Source organism: Nocardioides sp. YIM B13467 (assembly GCF_042788075.1).
Lineage (GTDB): Bacteria > Actinomycetota > Actinomycetes > Propionibacteriales > Nocardioidaceae > Nocardioides.
Window position 1 is genome coordinate 1,051,817 of the sequence record NZ_JBHZPJ010000046.1, and the last position, 15,132, is coordinate 1,066,948.

The 15,132-nt window shown below is 70.7% G+C and carries 12 protein-coding genes and 1 tRNA gene; 8 read left to right on the forward strand and 5 right to left on the reverse strand.

Annotated elements, in window-relative coordinates; translation table 11 throughout:
- The first annotated feature begins 1 nt into the window (after position 1).
- The 4 genes from pepN (at position 2) to ACFX43_RS12345 (ending at position 8,016) form a co-directional block, all read left to right on the forward strand.
- Positions 2-2,452 (forward strand): aminopeptidase N, encoded by a 2,451-nt coding sequence (gene pepN, locus ACFX43_RS12330; RefSeq protein ID WP_378821147.1) that lies wholly within the window; start codon positions 2-4, stop codon positions 2,450-2,452.
- Positions 2,453-2,513: 61 nt separating this feature from the next.
- Positions 2,514-3,713, forward strand: a complete 1,200-nt coding sequence (locus tag ACFX43_RS12335; protein WP_378821150.1) for an exonuclease SbcCD subunit D — start codon at positions 2,514-2,516, stop codon at positions 3,711-3,713.
- The gene (locus ACFX43_RS12340) at positions 3,713-6,634 is read left to right on the forward strand and encodes an AAA family ATPase (protein ID WP_378821152.1); all 2,922 of its coding nucleotides are present in this window, start codon (positions 3,713-3,715) and stop codon (positions 6,632-6,634) included. Before ACFX43_RS12335 ends, ACFX43_RS12340 begins: the two co-directional genes overlap by 1 nt.
- 158 nt (positions 6,635-6,792) lie before the next feature.
- Positions 6,793-8,016 (forward strand): hypothetical protein, encoded by a 1,224-nt coding sequence (locus tag ACFX43_RS12345; RefSeq protein ID WP_378821154.1) that lies wholly within the window; start codon positions 6,793-6,795, stop codon positions 8,014-8,016.
- 23 nt (positions 8,017-8,039) lie between these two features.
- On the opposite strand, the gene ACFX43_RS12350 is transcribed toward ACFX43_RS12345, so the two are convergent.
- The 3 genes from ACFX43_RS12350 to ACFX43_RS12360 form a co-directional block, all read right to left on the reverse strand.
- Positions 8,040-8,621 (reverse strand): GMC family oxidoreductase, encoded by a 582-nt coding sequence (locus tag ACFX43_RS12350; protein ID WP_378821156.1) that lies wholly within the window; start codon positions 8,619-8,621, stop codon positions 8,040-8,042.
- A gap of 144 nt (positions 8,622-8,765) precedes the next feature.
- The gene (locus tag ACFX43_RS12355; RefSeq protein WP_378821158.1) at positions 8,766-9,434 is read right to left on the reverse strand and encodes a hypothetical protein; all 669 of its coding nucleotides are present in this window, start codon (positions 9,432-9,434) and stop codon (positions 8,766-8,768) included.
- 132 nt (positions 9,435-9,566) lie between these two features.
- Entirely contained in the window at positions 9,567-10,316 is a 750-nt protein-coding gene (locus ACFX43_RS12360) for a dihydrofolate reductase family protein (protein WP_378821161.1), read from the reverse strand.
- Between the two features lie 165 nt (positions 10,317-10,481).
- Between ACFX43_RS12360 and ACFX43_RS12365 the strand changes: the two genes are divergently transcribed.
- On the forward strand, positions 10,482-11,021 hold the full coding sequence (locus ACFX43_RS12365; protein WP_378821163.1) for a DUF6448 family protein: 540 nt from the start codon (positions 10,482-10,484) through the stop codon (positions 11,019-11,021).
- A gap of 87 nt (positions 11,022-11,108) precedes the next feature.
- Here the strand turns inward: ACFX43_RS12365 and ACFX43_RS12370 are convergent, their stop codons facing one another.
- Positions 11,109-12,071 (reverse strand): tyrosine-type recombinase/integrase, encoded by a 963-nt coding sequence (locus ACFX43_RS12370; RefSeq protein WP_378821165.1) that lies wholly within the window; start codon positions 12,069-12,071, stop codon positions 11,109-11,111.
- Positions 12,072-12,171: 100 nt separating this feature from the next.
- On the opposite strand from ACFX43_RS12370, the gene ACFX43_RS12375 reads away from it, so the two are divergent.
- From ACFX43_RS12375 to ACFX43_RS12385, 3 genes are all read left to right on the forward strand, one after another.
- On the forward strand, positions 12,172-13,266 hold the full coding sequence (locus ACFX43_RS12375; RefSeq protein WP_378821167.1) for a hypothetical protein: 1,095 nt from the start codon (positions 12,172-12,174) through the stop codon (positions 13,264-13,266).
- A 57-nt stretch (positions 13,267-13,323) separates the two neighbouring features.
- Positions 13,324-13,399, forward strand: a tRNA-Gly gene (locus tag ACFX43_RS12380).
- Positions 13,400-13,642: 243 nt separating this feature from the next.
- Positions 13,643-14,527, forward strand: a complete 885-nt coding sequence (locus ACFX43_RS12385) for a DnaJ domain-containing protein (protein ID WP_378821170.1) — start codon at positions 13,643-13,645, stop codon at positions 14,525-14,527.
- Here the strand turns inward: ACFX43_RS12385 and ACFX43_RS12390 are convergent.
- Positions 14,491-15,063 (reverse strand): 2'-5' RNA ligase family protein, encoded by a 573-nt coding sequence (locus tag ACFX43_RS12390; RefSeq protein ID WP_378821173.1) that lies wholly within the window; start codon positions 15,061-15,063, stop codon positions 14,491-14,493. The two genes, ACFX43_RS12385 and ACFX43_RS12390, sit on opposite strands and share 37 nt — an antisense overlap.
- Positions 15,064-15,132 lie beyond the last annotated feature (69 nt).

The window sequence follows — 15,132 nt, forward strand, 5'->3', positions numbered from 1 at the left end:
CGTGAGCACCCAGAGCCTGCCCCTGCGCCGAGACGAGGCCGCCGCCCGTGCCAGCCTGCTGAAGATCGAGGACTACGACGTACGCCTCGATCTCGGCTCCAGCGAGGAGACGTTCGGCTCCGTGACGACGATCCGGTTCACCTCGCGCGGTGGGCCGACGTTCCTCGACCTGAAGCCGGTCTCGGTCGAGCGGATCAGTCTCAACGGTGCTTCGATCGACCCGGCCACGCTCGCCAAGGGGCGTCTCCCGATCAGCACGGACGAGGGCCCTAACGAGCTCGTCGTCGAGGCCACCATGCCGTTCCGCAACGACGGCGAGGGGCTCCACCGCAGCGTCGACCCGGCCGACGGGCGGGCCTACGTCTACGGGATGTGCTTCATGGACGCCGCCCCGACGATCTTCGCCTGCTTCGACCAGCCCGACCTGAAGGCGCCCTACACCTTCCACGTGACCGCACCGCACGACTGGACGGTGATCGGCAACGCGCCGGGCACCCAGACCTCCCCCGGGACCTGGGAGTTCGAGCGGAGCCAGCCGCTCTCGACGTACTTCGTCACGCTCGTCGCCGGCCCCTGGCACATGATCCACGACGAGCACGACGGGATCCCGCTGTCGCTGAGCTCACGGCAGAGCATCGCCGCCGACCTCGACAAGGACGCCGAGGAGCTCTTCACGATCACCAAGCAGTGCTTCGACGAGTTCCACCGGCTCTTCGGCATCCGCTACCCGTTCGGCAACTACCACCAGGCGTTCGTGCCGGAGTTCAACGCGGGCGCGATGGAGAACCCGGGCTGCGTGACCTTCCGCGACCCGCTCGTCTTCACCTCCCGCGTGACCCGTGGCATGCGGATCCAGCGGGCCACCACGGTCGCCCACGAGATGGCCCACCAGTGGTTCGGCGACCTGGTCACGCCGCAGTGGTGGGACGACCTGTGGCTCAACGAGTCGTTCGCCGAATACATGGGCAACCGGGTGACCGCCGAGGTCACGGAGTACGCCGACGCCTGGGCCGACATGTCCTACGCCCGCCGCCAGTGGGGTCTGACCGCCGACCAGCGCGGCTCGACGCACTCGGTCGCCGGCAACGGCGCCGAGGACGCCGTCTCCGCGCTGCAGAACTTCGACGGGATCTCCTACTCCAAGGGCTCGGCGATCCTGCGCCAGCTCGCCGCATCGCTGGGTGACGACGTCTTCTTCGCGGGTGCGATCGACCACTTCACCCGGCACCGGTTCGGCAACGCGACGATGCACGACCTGTTCGGTTCGTGGGATGCCGCCGCGGCCGAGGCGGGGGTCGAGTTCGACCTCGACACCTTCACCTCGCAGTGGCTGCTCAAAGCCGGCCCGGACACGCTCTCGTGGGATCCGGCCAAGATGGTCGTCAACCGCACCGCTCCGTCCCGGCACCCCGCCGACCGCTCGCACACTTTCCGCGCCGCGATCCTCAACGGCACCCGGTGGACCACCGAGGAGATCACCGTGAGCGGTGACCAGACGCCGCTCCAGGTCGCCGCCAACGCCGTCGTGCTCGACCCCTACGACGACACCTGGGCCTCGGCCATCCCCGACTGGGAGACGGTGCAGGCGCTCAAGGGCGCGATCGCCTCGATCACCGACGACGGTCTGCGCGCGGGGGTGTGGAACAACCTGCGCAGCGCCTGGTTCAACGCCGCGGTCGACCCGGCCGACGTCATCGACATCGCCGAGGCGTCGCTGCCGGTCGAGGACCTCGAGGACACCCCGAGGCGCACCATGCCGTGGCTCTTCGGCTCGGTGGTGCCGCTGGCGCCCGCGGGGGCGCGCGAGCGGCTGCACGAGGCCGCCCTCCGCAAGCTCGCCGAGGTCGCTCCCGGCTCGGAGCTGCAGCTGTCGTCCTATCGCGCGGCGATCCGCTCGGCGACGTCCGAGTCGCTGCTGCGGGAGTGGCTCGCCGCTCCCCCGGCCGGGATCGAGACCGACCTCGACCTGCGCTGGCGCATCCTGGCCAAGCTCGCCGAGAACGGTTTCGCGGATCGTTCGGAGCTGCAGGCCGCCTATGACGCGGAGCCGGCCAACGAGGCCCGCATCCATCTCAACGGCGCCCTGGTCAGCATCCCCGACGCGGAGGCGAAGGCATACGGCTGGTCCGTGTTCACCGGCGAGACCGACCTGCCCAACTACGACATCCTGGCCGCCGGACGGGCGTTCTGGACCGGCCCGGCCGAGCTCACCACGGACTACGTCGAGCGCTACTTCGCCGAGCTTCCCGCCACCGCCGAGAAGCGCTCGGGCTGGAGCCTCGCCGAGGCCGCCGAGGCGTTCTTCCCGAGCGGTTCGGTGACCGAGGAGACCCTCACTGCCGCGCGGGCGGTCATCGAGCTGGATCTCGACCCGGGCGTACGCCGCCGGGTGTCCGACGCGGCCGACAACCTGCAGCGGCAGCTGGCGATCAAAGTGACCTATCCCGCGTAGCCGACGCTCCGGCGGTGAGTCGGGGGCAAGACTGTCCGTGCTCACCGATAGTTTTCGTTTCATGCGGATCCTGCACACCTCCGACTGGCACCTGGGCCGGTCCTTCCACCGGGAGGGCATGCTCGGGCACCAGGCGGCGTACGTCGACCATCTCCTCTCCGTGGTGGAGCAGGGATCCGTCGACGTGGTGTGCGTATCCGGCGATGTCTACGACCGGGCGCTTCCGCAGGTCGACGCCGTGCGGCTGGCCTCGGAGGCGCTCTCGCGGCTCGCGGCCTCGCGGGCGAAGGTCGTCATCACCAGCGGCAACCACGACTCGGCCCAGCGCCTGGGGTTCGGCTCCGAGCTGATCGACGCCGCCGGCATCTTCATCCGCACCGATCTGGCCGGGGTCGGCCGCCCGGTGATGCTCCCCGACGAGCACGGCGAAGTGGCCTTCTACGGTCTCCCCTACCTCGATCCCGACGCCGCCAGGGCTTCGTGGGGCCTGGAGTCGCGCTCCCACCAGGCGGCGCTCGGCGAGGCGATGCGGCGGGTCCGCGCCGACCTCAACCACCGAGGTGGCCGCAGCGTGGTGATGGCCCACGCCTTCGTCACCGGCGCGGAGCCCTCCGACTCCGAGCGCGACATCTCCGTCGGCGGCGTCTCGATGGTGCCCGCCAGCCTCTTCGAGGACATCTCCTACTCCGCCCTCGGCCACCTCCACGGCCGCCACACGATCACCGACACGGTGCGCTACAGCGGCTCCCCGCTGGCCTACTCCTTCTCCGAGGCCAACCACCTCAAGGGGTCATGGCTCATCGATCTCGACGAGTCCGGTTTCGTGGCCAGCGAGTTCGTGGAGGCGCCGGTGCCGCGCAACCTGGCCAGGCTGCGGGGCACGCTCGAGGAGCTCCTGAGCGACCCCCGCCACGAGGTCCACGAGCAGTCGTGGCTGCAGATCACCCTGACCGACCGGATCCGCCCGGCCCAGGCCATGGAGCGGCTGCGGCGGCGGTTCCCGCACACCCTCGTGCTGGGCTTCGAGTCGACCGCGCCGGTCCTCGGTGCTCTGTCGCAGCCCGACCCGTCCCGGCCGCGGCGCGACATCGACCTGGTCACCGAGTTCGTGGCCGAGCTCCGCGGCGAGCCCGCGGCCAAGGCCGAGCTGGCGCTGCTGCAGACCGCCGTGGACGCCTGCTGCGAGGACCCCGAGGTCGACTCGCTCGACTCGCGCTCCGGCGTCGCCGAGGAAGAGGAGTGGCTCGAGGTGCTCTTCTGATGCGCCTTCACCACCTGGAGGTCGCCGCGTTCGGCCCGTTCACGGGCACGGTGAGCGTCGACTTCGACCAGCTCTCCGAGGCGGGGCTCTTCCTGCTCTCCGGCGCCACCGGAGCCGGGAAGACGAGCGTCCTGGACGCGGTCTGCTTCGCGCTCTACGGCGACGTCCCCGGTGACCGTTCGGTCGCGAAGCGGCTGCGCAGCGACCGGGCCCCGGCCGAGGTCGCGACCCGGGTCGTCCTGGAGGCGACGCTCGCCCAGCGACGCTTCCGGATCACCCGCTCCCCGTCGTGGGAGCGACCCAAGCGGCGTGGCGCCGGCACCACGACCCAGCAGGCCTCCGTCGTGCTCATGGAGCAGGTCGGCGAGGAGTGGCGCACTCTCACCACCCGCCTCGACGAGGCCGGCCACCTGGTCTCGGACCTCCTCGGCATGACGCTGACCCAGTTCGTGCAGGTCGCGATGCTTCCGCAGGGCCGCTTCCAGGCCTTCCTCCGCTCCAGCGCCGAGGAGCGCAAACGGCTGCTCGAGCGGCTCTTCCGCACCGAGCGCTTCGCCGATGTCGAGCGCTGGCTGCGTGAGCGCCGCGTCGAACTCCGGCGGCGCTCCGAGGAGCTCAACGCCGGCGTCGCCGAGGTGGTCAGCCGGATCAGCGAGACCGCAGCCGTCACGCTCCCCGACGACTGGGACGTCCACGACCTCGGCCTCCCCGCCGGCGACGGTGCCATCGCCACCTGGGCCCGAGCGCTGGCCGAGGAGGCCACCGAGTCGCAGGCCGTCACCTCCGGCGCCGCCATGGAGGCCCTGGCCGCGGAGTCGGAGACCCTCGCCGCCCTCGACGCCGCTCGGGCGATGGCCGAGAAGCAGCGCGGCCTCCGGGCAGCCGCCGCCGCCGAGAGCCGTCTCGTCGCCGCGGCCGAGGAGCAGGAGGAACGCGTACGCCGTGTCGAGGCCGCCCAGCGGGCCGAGGCCGTGGCCGGGGTCAGCGAGCTGGCCGACCAGGCGCGGCGCGAGCATGCCAGGGCCACCTCGCTCGCTCCGAGCGACCTGACCCTGACCGATGCCAAGGCGGCCGTGGACCGGATCTCGGCCCGTCTCGCCCAGGCCCGTGCCCTGGCGCCGGTCCAGCAACGTCTCAGCGAGGTCACCCGCGAGCTGGCGGGCACCGGCACCCAGCGGGACCGGCTCCTCGCCCAGACCCGTGAACAGGCCAGGCTCGCCGATGAGCTGCCGCAGCAGGCCGAGGCCCTCACCGCGGACCTGGCTGCGGCCACCGAGGCCGCCGCGGCGATCCCGGTGCTGCGTGCCCAGGTCGCCGCCGTCACCGAGGTCGGCCGGCTGACCCGGGAGCTCGTCGACGCCCGAGCCAGGCACGAGTCGGCCAGGACGGCCGCCATGGAGGCGCGCACCCACTATCTCGACGTACGCCAGGCCCGGCTGGACGGCATCGCGGCCGAGCTCGCCGGGGCGCTCGCCGTCGGTGCGGACTGCCCGGTGTGCGGGTCCCACGAGCACCCCCACAAGGCCTCCCCCGCCGACGGCGCCCCCGACGCGGCTGCAGAGAAGGCCGCGCAGGCGACCTACGACAACGCCAGCGCCGAGGAGCACGCCCGCGACCAGCACGTACGCGACCTCACCACCCGTCTCCAGCTCGCCCAGGAGGCTGCTGGGGAGACCGACGAGCCGGTCGCGTCGATGGCCGAGCGCCTGGCCGGTCTGGAGCGTACGGCTGCCCGCGAGCCGAGCCTGCGCGCCGAGCTCACCGCCGCCGAGGAGACCCGGGCCCGCTCGGCGACGCTCCGTGCCGAGCTCGAGACCCGAGCCGCCGAGCTCGAGACCACCCTGCGTCACCTCACCGAGGAACGCGAGCGTCTCGAGGAGCAGCTGGCCGACATCCGTGGCGACCACCAGGATCTCGGCGCGGTGCTCGCCGCTCTCGACCGCGACCACCGCGCCGCGACCACGAACCTCGAACGCCTCGAGGCCGCCACCCGCGCCGCCGAGGCGCTCGCCGGCGCCGAGCGCACGCTCACCGCCACCGCGGTCAGGGCCGGCTTCGACACCCCCGAGAGCGCCCTCGCCGCCGCGCTGCCACCGGAGCGGGTCGCGGCGCTGAACAGCCAGATCAAGACGTACGCCGACAGCCTGGCGGCCGCCCGGGCGACCCTCGACTCCCCCGGCGCGGACGAGATCCTGGCCACCGAGGAGCCGGACCTGCCGGCGCTCGCAACCGCCCATCGCAAGGCCGCCGACGCCGCCGACGCCGCCCGCTCGGCGGCCGACACCGCCGCCAACCGGGCCGCCCGCCTCGACTCCCTGCAACGCGACCTGAACGGCGCCCTCTCGGCTTGGGCGCCCGTGCGCGACGACCTCGAGGTCGCCGCCCGGATCGCCTCCTTCGCCGAGGGCAAGAGCAGCGACAACCAGCTCCAGATGAGCCTGTCGGCCTACGTCGTCGCCTACCGCCTCACCCAGGTCGTCGCCGCCGCCAACGAGCGGCTGGCGAAGATGAGCGACCAGCGCTACGCCCTTGAGCACTCCGCGGCCAAGGGCGCCGGCGACCGCCGCGGCGGACTCGCGCTGATGGTCCGCGACGACTGGTCCGGCGAGTCGAGGGACCCAGCCACGCTGTCGGGCGGAGAGACCTTCGTGGTCTCCCTCGCCCTGGCGCTGGGCCTGGCCGACGTGATCATGAACGAGGCCGGCGGCCAGATGCTCGACACCCTCTTCGTCGACGAAGGCTTCGGCTCCCTCGACGCCGACACCCTCGACGACGTACTCGACGTCCTGGACACGCTCCGCGAGGGCGGCCGCATCATCGGCGTGGTCAGCCACGTCACCGAGATGCGCGAGCGCATCCCCGCCCAGCTGGCCGTGGCCAAGGGCCGCGAGGGATCCACCCTTCAGGTCCTCGGCACCTGACACCGGAAGATCTCGGGTCACTCGAGAGCGTCGCCGAAAAATTAACCTTCGGGTCGATAGGTATTACTTCCCAGCCATTCCCCCGGCGTGACGTACGTCACTAGCCTGAGGCGGCTCCGCGTCGCGGAAGCCTGTCCCAGACCAAACCGGAGGTTTCCGTGCCACGTCTCACCACCCGTGTCGCCCAGGTCGCCGCGGCCCTTCTCCTTCCCGCTTCCCTGCTCTCGGCGACGTCGTTGATGGCCTCACCAGCGCACGCCGACGGCCCCGGCAGCGGCACCCCGTGGATGGTCACCGTCGGTGACAGCTACGTCTCCGGAGAAGCCGGCCGCTGGGCCGGCAACACCAACTCCGGCGAGTCGCTCATCGACGCGGGCGGCAGCGCGACGTACTTCGACAACGCCACCCACACCGCGGAGACGATCAATCGGTGTCACCGCAGCACGGCCGCTGAGGCGTACGTCGGCGGTGGCGTGAGCGGGCTCAACCTGGCCTGCTCCGGCGCGAAGGTCGCCACGACCACGACCAGCGACGGCTACTTCAAGCCCGGCGTCGACTTCTACTCCAACGGCAGCAACCAGGGCCAGGCCCTCATGCTGCAGAGCTTCGCGGCGACCCACAACGTCAAGGCGGTGACGATCGGCATCGGCGGCAACGACTTCAACTTCGCCGCCATCGTCACCCAGTGCGTCCAGAACTTCCTGGCCTCACCGTCCTGGCTCAAGGACTACTGCAAGGACGACTCGGTGGTCACCAACGCGATGGCCGCGAGCAACGTCGCCGCGGTGCGGGCCCGGATCGCCACCGCCTTCCAGAACGTACGCACCGCCATGCGCAACGCGGGCTACGCAGACAACGGGTGGACCCTGATCGTCCAGAACGTGCCCTCGCCGCTGGCGACCTCCTCGGTCTACCGCTACAGCGAGTCCGGCTACACCCGCCAGAACACCGGCGGGTGCGGCTTCTGGAACGCGGACGCCGACTACGCGTACAACACGATCCTGCCGACGATCAACAACGCGATCTCGGGCGCGGCGACCGACTCCGGGCTGACCAACATCAAGACGCTCAACGTCTCCGGTGCGTTCGCCGGCCGCCGTCTGTGTGAGAACACCGTGGGCCTTCTCGAGGAGAAGGGGCTCTCGAGCTGGCGGGCCTCCGGCGCGGTCGACAAGACCGAGTGGGTCAACCAGATCCGCACCGTCTCCACCACGAGCGGCAACTACTACATCCAGGAGAGTCTGCACCCGAACCACTGGGGCCAGCTCGCCTTGCGCAACTGCCTGCGCCAGGCCTACAACGGTGGCGCGCCGAGGTCCGGCACGTGCACCCACGGCACCGGGCTCAACGCCAACGGCGAGCCCATCATGACCCTGAGCTGACCAAACCTCGACGAGGCGGCGCGTTANCGCTGGGTCACCATGGTCTCGGCGTACGCCTCGGGGTTGGGGCCGTTGGCCCGTCCGCGCCGGTAGCCGGCCTGCTCGGCGGCCTGGAGGAAGGACTCGGTGTAGGGACGGGGGCTGCGTTGCCGCTCGACGCGGACCGGGCCACCGGTGCCGTCCAGCGCGGTGGCGTCCTCGACGTCCTCGAGCTTCGCGTAGGTCTTCTTGACGACGTCCCAGCCCCACTCGGGCCCGGCCGCCGCGCCCCACGCCTCGTAGTCGGCCTGAAGGCCCTTGACCCACATCATCGCGTTCATCGAGGACGAGCCGCCGAGCATCCGGCCGCGCGGCCAGTAGATCCGCCGGCCGCCGAGCGCCGGCTGCGGCTCGGTGGAGTAGTCCCAGTCGTGCTCGGACTTGAAAAGCTTCGAGAACGCCGCCGGGATGTGGATGTTCATGCTCTTGCCGCGCGGTCCCGCCTCGAGCAGCGTGACCCGGACACTCGGGTCCTCGCTGAGGCGTGCCGCGAGCACGGCGCCTGACGATCCGGCCCCCACCACCACGTAGTCCGTGGCGAGCTCATGGACGCTCGTCTGGCTCATATCTCTCCTCCGTCAACACTGACAAGGGTGGGCTGCCACCCCGAACGTACTGGGACCTATGCGGCTTGTCAGGCTCTCCGATGGATTTCCGCGGCTTGAACGAGACGCGTCCTGGGGTCGGCACAGCGTTCGGCAGCGCGACGGTCAACCCATGGGCGGCCGCATGGTCACGCGGATGCGCAGCCCGCGCATCATGCCTCGCGACATGATGAAGTCCGCCGGGACGATCAGCAGGTGCGCGCCCGCCGTGAACCACCAGGGGCCGGTCCGGGCTCGCCAGCGGAACACGAGCCGGGTCGCCCGCCCACCATCGACCGGGCGAAGGACGAAGCACCAGGTCCAGCGCAAGTGCGCCCTACCCTGGCGCCGCCACGTGAGCGGCAGGTGCGTCGTGGACTCCAGCAACAGGTGCTGCTCGGGGGCGAGCTCGCGCACCACGAACCCGCACTCGGTCTCGGGCGCGCCGTCCGGCACGAAGTCGCCGACCGTCAGGCTCTGGTAGTCCTCGACGATAGTCTCCGTGCTCGGCCAGTTGTCCGGGAACAGCAGCACATCGACCCACCCCGGCGTGTACCAGCCGCCCCGATGCCAGCCGACCTGCACCAGCCATGGCCAGATCCGCTCCGGCGGCGCCGGGATCGTGGCCGCGTGCGTGCACGAGACCGTCGGGCAGTCCACCAAGTCATCGCCGGGCATCGGCGCCCGACGCTCGGCCGCCGTCGACCCGTAGGTCCGACCCAGCCGGTACCACGCCAGATACGCGCCGGCCAGCGTGAAGGCGATCGCTACCCGACCAGACCACGGTCCTCTCATGGCTCGATGCTCCGCCCCACGACCGCGCGCCCCATAGAGACCTTCGTCCCCGGCCACCCAGTCGAAGGACGGCAGTCCACCGGCACTCGCCCAGCGACCCGCGCAGCCCGACGTTCTTGATGGGCCCTCGACTCATCCGGTCGTGACGGCGTACCTCAACCGAATCCGACCGTCAGGCAGCACCTCGTGCTCGATCAGCTCCAACCGGGTTGGCCACTCCGCAGCGTCCAAGGGGGCGCAGTCGAACAGTGCCGGAGTCCCTCGGCCGCCAATCACCCAGGGCAAGAACTCGATATCGATCTCGTCGACCAGTCCCTGGCGAAGCAGGGCTCCACCGAGGCGGCCACCGCCAGTGCTGACGACAGTGTGGACGCCCAGCAACGATCTCACCAGTTCCAGCGCCCGGCCGAGCGCGACGTGCTGGTGACCGGCGACCAGGTACGGAATGCCGCGGTCTCGGAGCACCGCGAGGTGTTCCTGTGGCGCGGCACGCGAGGTGAGGACCAAGGCGTGCCAGCCGGCCCAGTTCGGGTCGGGCCACTCGGTCAACTGCAGGTCGACGACACCGGCTCCGTCCACGACGGTGAACCACCTTCGTCCTGGGGCCTTGGCGATCTCTGTTGGGAGGAAGTGCTCTCCCTCCGGAGGTGGCTCCTGCTCGACGCTGTAGAGGTCCGTGTGCGCAGGAGTGAGAAGCGACCCGCTGCCCTCCAGCAGCAGGTCTGGGTGGTGGGCCTCGCGAGCCCACAGGTAAGGGTCACCCATACCGCGAGTCATGGTGCTCCAACGCTCGTCCCCGGACATGACACCGACACCCGGAGCCAGGGTGAGGCGGCCGTCGAGCGACGCAATGTTGAAGATCACCACGCGCGGGCGAGACATGCAGCCATTCTGCGCCACGCAACGCCAAACCGGCGGCCTCTCCGTCAGGCGGCAGCGGTTGCCCGTGGGCGTCGACCGAACCCGGTGACCTTGGTCTCTTCTCCTCGGCGGTGACCCCGCCTAGCGTCGAAGTCAAGGAGACGAAATCCGTCAAGGAGGGATGACATGCCTCCGCACTGTGACTCACTGGACGGCCCCGTCGTCGCTGCGGCTCGCCAGGCGCTGGAAGCGGCCGACGTCGACCTTGTCCTGCCGTTCGTGCCCCCCGAAGCGGAAGCCGAGGTCCGCGCGGCCTACGACCGCGTGGCGCCGCTTCGCGACACTGGTCCGGCGGTACGCGAGACCGCCGAGCTCTGGTTCTTCGAGACCGTGGTACGCCTGCACCGCGCCGGGGAGGGCGCCCCATACACAGGCCTGAAGCCGGTCGGGTTGTCCGTCGGTCCCGTGATCCCCCTGGCCGAACGCGCAATCGAATCAGGCTCGAGCCAACAGTTGGGTGATTACCTGACCAACGTTCTGCGCGACGAACTCGAGCACCGCCTCGATGCCGTACGTGACCTGGCCGCATACCGCGCCCGGTCCATGGAGGACGAACGACGCTACGTGCAGGCCATGCTCGGTTATCAGGTGTACTGCCACCACCTCTACGGAGCGATGCGGGCCGCTGATCACCACGAGGCGGGCGCGCACTCCCACGCGGAGTAGGAGCGCGCCAACCGCCAGGTCTGATGCTGCCCGGTGCGACCGTACGACGGTCCTCGGCGCCGGAGCCCATTCCTCGCCGGCCCGCTCTCAGTCGGCGAGGAAGGCGCCCAGGGCGTAGGCGGGGTGGCGGTCGAGGTTGTGGCGGCCGCGGTCGTAGCGGCGGGTGGTGCGGGGGTCGGCGTGGCCGGCGGCGTCCTGGACGTCCTCGAGAGGTACGCCGGCCTCGCGAGCCAGGGTGACGAAGGTGTGGCGGAGGCTGTGCGGGGAGAGCTTGTCGCCGTGCTCGATGCCGGCCGAGGCGCCGAGTTTGCGGATGAGACGGAAGGCCTCGGAGCGGTGCCAGCGGTTGCCGGTGCCGGTGATGAAGACGGGGCCGTCGGCCCGGGCGTCGAGGTAGGCGTCGAGGGCCTGTGAGGTCGCCGGGTTGAGGACGACGTCGCGGCGCGCGCCGCCCTTGCGGGTGATCGTCAGGATGCGGTGGCCGCGGGAGTGGCTGAGGTCGCTCACGTCGGCGCCCAGTGCCTCGGAGATGCGCAGGCCGTCGTTGAGCAGGAGAGTCACTAGCGCGGCGGCGCGGCTGGAGTGGTCCCGCGCGGCGGCGAGGAAGGCGCGCGCCTCGCCTCTGTCCATGCCCAGGGTCTGGGAGTCGTTGCTGGTCTTGGGGCGCTTGATGTGCTCAGCCGGTGAAGCGTTGAGAACGTCCTCCGCCACGCCGTAGCGGTAGAAGCCGGCGATCGCGGAGAGTCGTCGCGCGATCGTCGCGGGGCTCCGCCGTGTCTCCAGATGACGGGCGTAGCCGTCGACCATCGCCCGGTTGGCGGCGAGCGGGTCGATCTCCAGCGCGGCGCACCAGCCGAACCAGTCGGCGAGGTCACGTCCGTACGCAGCGCGGGTGTGCCCCGCGTACGAGAGCAGGAACCTTCTGGCGAGCGCTTCGGCCCTCTTCTCCTGGGGCAGCTCCCTCAGGTCTTCGAGGAACAGCTCTCTGACGGATTCCGTCACCGCCAGGTCTGTGTAGGGGGTCTGGGGACGGTTCTCGAGCGTGCTCACGGGACACATCATAATGCCAGTTATGTTGTGTGTCCCGTCGGGATCCCATTTGGACCACATTAAGTATTCGTTACGTGTTTCGTCACGCTATGCTGACGTAATGATGGAAACGATTGCTGCCGACGAGAAGCTCTGCCGCTTCCCCGGCTGTCCACTGCCGGCGGCGGCGCCGGAGAGCGGAAGCGGCCGGCCGCCGGAGTACTGCGACGACCCCGCCCACAACCGAGCCGCCGCCTGGCGCGAGCGGAAGCGCCTGCAGCGGCTCGTCGAGACTCGGGATCCCGAGGAGACCGCGCGACCGGTGCAGGCCGCCCAGCAGCGGGCCGCGGAGATCACCACCCAGCTGACCCAGCTCGCCGACAGGTTCCTCGACCAGCTCCCGAAGGCACTGGATGAGCTGCGTACGCTCGGCGACCTGACCGCTGCCGAGGCCCAGATCGCGACCGTGCAGAGCGAGGCGCAGGAGCAGATCGCCGCCGCGAGCGCTCGCGCCGTGCGCGCCGAGCAAGCGCAACGTACGGCCGAGGCGGAGCGCGACGAGGCAGACGCCGCTGCTGCGGAGGCCTTGGAGGAGTCGGAACGCTCTGGTGAGATCCTGCGGGAGGCGCTGTCCGCCACGACCGCGGCCGAGGAGTCCCGCCAGGCCGCACAGGCGGCCCGGGAGAGAGCAGAGTCCGACGCGACTGCCGCGGCGAAGTCCGCCTCCGCGACGATCGCCTCCCTCGAGAAGCGTCTCGAGGAGACGGCCTCGGCGCGCGACGCCCTGGCCGAGAAGCTCGAGCAGCTGCGGGCCGAGCACGCCTCGGCCGTGCAGCGCCGGCGGAGCGAGACCGCGCGCGCCGACCACGCCGAGAAGGCGACGGCACGGCTCCAGGAGCAGCTGACCGCGGAGAAGAAGGCCGCCGAGAAGGCGGCGGCGAGTGCGGAGGCGACGATCACCGGGCTGCGTACGCAGCGCGACGCCGCCCGCGAGCAGATCGACGCCCTGCGGGACCAGGTGGCCGACCTTCGCGGGAGCGAGGCGGCGGCGAAGGCGGATCGCGATGCCACCCGCGCCGAGCTGGACCGCGAGCGCGCCCACGCGAGCGAACGGCTCGAGGATCTGCGGGCGGCACACCAGGCCCAGGTCGCGCAGCTGGTGGAGCAGATCGAGCGGCGTACGGCATCACCCGATGTGCCGGAAGAGGGTGCGTGACACGCGGGACCCCAGTTGGAGGTGAACGGACCACATCCGCTACTGTTCTTCTCGCAAGCGGACGTAGCTCAGTTGGTAGAGCGCAACCTTGCCAAGGTTGAGGTCGCGAGTTCGAGCCTCGTCGTCCGCTCCACATTTGCCGAAGGCGAAGATGTATAGAGTCGCCGAAGGCGAAGATGTATAGAGTCGCCGAAGGCGAAGATGTATAGAGCGAGGGCCGCCCGATCGGGCGGCCCTCGATCAATTTCCCGTGGCGAAACCAGCATCTCGCCGCAACTGCTCTAGGATTTCACTGTTCTGGGATTCTTGGGCACCGGGTGTGGGTCAGCCCGGAGGCGAAGCCGACAACCGAAGGACTGTGCGTGGGGGGCGTTGAGTGAGCGGGAAGTTCATCGACGCCTATGCCGTGCTCGAGATCGGTCCGGACGCGGACGACGCGGCCGTCCGAGCTCGCCATCGTGAGCTCGCCAAGCAGTTTCATCCCGACCGTGGCGGTCGTGCCGCCGACGGCGAGCTGATGATGCGCATCAACCGGGCGCGCGACGTGCTGCTCGACCCGGTCGCCAGGGCCACCCTCGACGAGGAGCTCGCCCGGCGCCGCCGTAAGGCCGCTGCGTCGGGGGCCGCGGGGAAGGCGCCCGCGTCTGCTTCTCCCACTCCGCCGCTCAGCCGCGACCGGCGCTGGCGGGCCGAGTGGGGTGCCGCGACTCCGCGGCCCGCCCCGGCGCCCGGCAGCAACTCGCCGGCTCCGGTGCCGCCACCCGCTCGGGTGCGTCCGTCGGCCGGCCGGCTGCGGCAGGCCACACGGCAGGCTCGAGCGGCGAACGCCGCGCTGTCCTCGCGACAGCGGCCTCCGGCGCCGAAGCCTCCTCGCACGGTAACGGAGCCGCCGCCTCCCCCGCCCGCCGCACAGCAGCCGGCGAGCGCCCAGCCCGCTGCCCCGCAGCCTCCGAACCCTCAGCCGGTGGCTCCGCAGTCGGCCGCTCCGAAGCAGCAGACCGCGCCGGCGGCGGACAAGCCGGCCAACGCCTGGTCGCTCTACTCCGTACCGCTCGACGCGGTCTCGGTCGCGTCGCTGCTCGCCAGCGTGCTGATGTGCGGCCCGCTCGGCTTCATCCTCGGCATCATCGGCCTGGCCCGCACCGCCGACGACAAGCGTCGCGGCCGCTGGGCAGCGGTCGCCGGCATCGCCATCAGCAGCCTGACGATGCTCGTCGCCGTCGGCTACGTGATGCAGGCGATGTCCGCGCCTGGACCCTGATGCGTGGCTCCGCCCAGCGGCCACTCGGCGATGGTCCGGCAGCCGTGGTTCGCGTACCACTGCAGGCTGACCCGGTCCGCATGACATCGCGCGGGTAGGAACGGCGCCAAGGACGTACGTGTCGAGTCGAGGCACACTCCCCCGGCGATGTGGTCGACGGTCAGGTGCGGCACCGGATCGAAGAGGCCGTCATAGGGCGGGCACTGCGGAAACGCCGCGCTCAGCTCGGCGGTCAGTGCCGCGAACGGCTCCGCGGGCTCAGGATGCAGATAGATCGTGCCGCCGGCGAAGACACGTAGGTCGTCCAGTCGAAAGCCGAACGCGGCCGCTGCGGCCACGATCTTGCCGACCCGCTCCAGATCGTCGGTCATAGGTGAGGCCAGAAACGGCGCGAGCAGCGTGATGTGCGCGTGCACGAACGCCGGGTCCGCCGATACGAACGAGTCGTCATAGTGGCGCGTCCGCTCCAGGACGTACGCCTCCAGCTCGGGCACCGGGACGACGATCACCGAATGCCCGGCGGAGGATCTGCTCATGGTGGGATTCTCGCCGTGATCCCAGGTTGATGACCACTCGACGCAGGCCGCGCGCCACTCGGCTAGGGT

Coding starts and splice junctions, on each gene's coding strand:
- ACFX43_RS12335 (WP_378821150.1), top strand. CDS start 2,514: ATGCGGATCCTGCACACCTCCGACTGGCACCTGGGCCGGTCCTTCCAC.
- ACFX43_RS12340 (WP_378821152.1), top strand. CDS start 3,713: ATGCGCCTTCACCACCTGGAGGTCGCCGCGTTCGGCCCGTTCACGGGC.
- ACFX43_RS12355 (WP_378821158.1), bottom strand. CDS start 9,434: ATGAGAGGACCGTGGTCTGGTCGGGTAGCGATCGCCTTCACGCTGGCC.
- ACFX43_RS12360 (WP_378821161.1), bottom strand. CDS start 10,316: ATGTCTCGCCCGCGCGTGGTGATCTTCAACATTGCGTCGCTCGACGGC.
- ACFX43_RS12365 (WP_378821163.1), top strand. CDS start 10,482: ATGCCTCCGCACTGTGACTCACTGGACGGCCCCGTCGTCGCTGCGGCT.
- ACFX43_RS12375 (WP_378821167.1), top strand. CDS start 12,172: ATGATGGAAACGATTGCTGCCGACGAGAAGCTCTGCCGCTTCCCCGGC.
- ACFX43_RS12390 (WP_378821173.1), bottom strand. CDS start 15,063: ATGAGCAGATCCTCCGCCGGGCATTCGGTGATCGTCGTCCCGGTGCCC.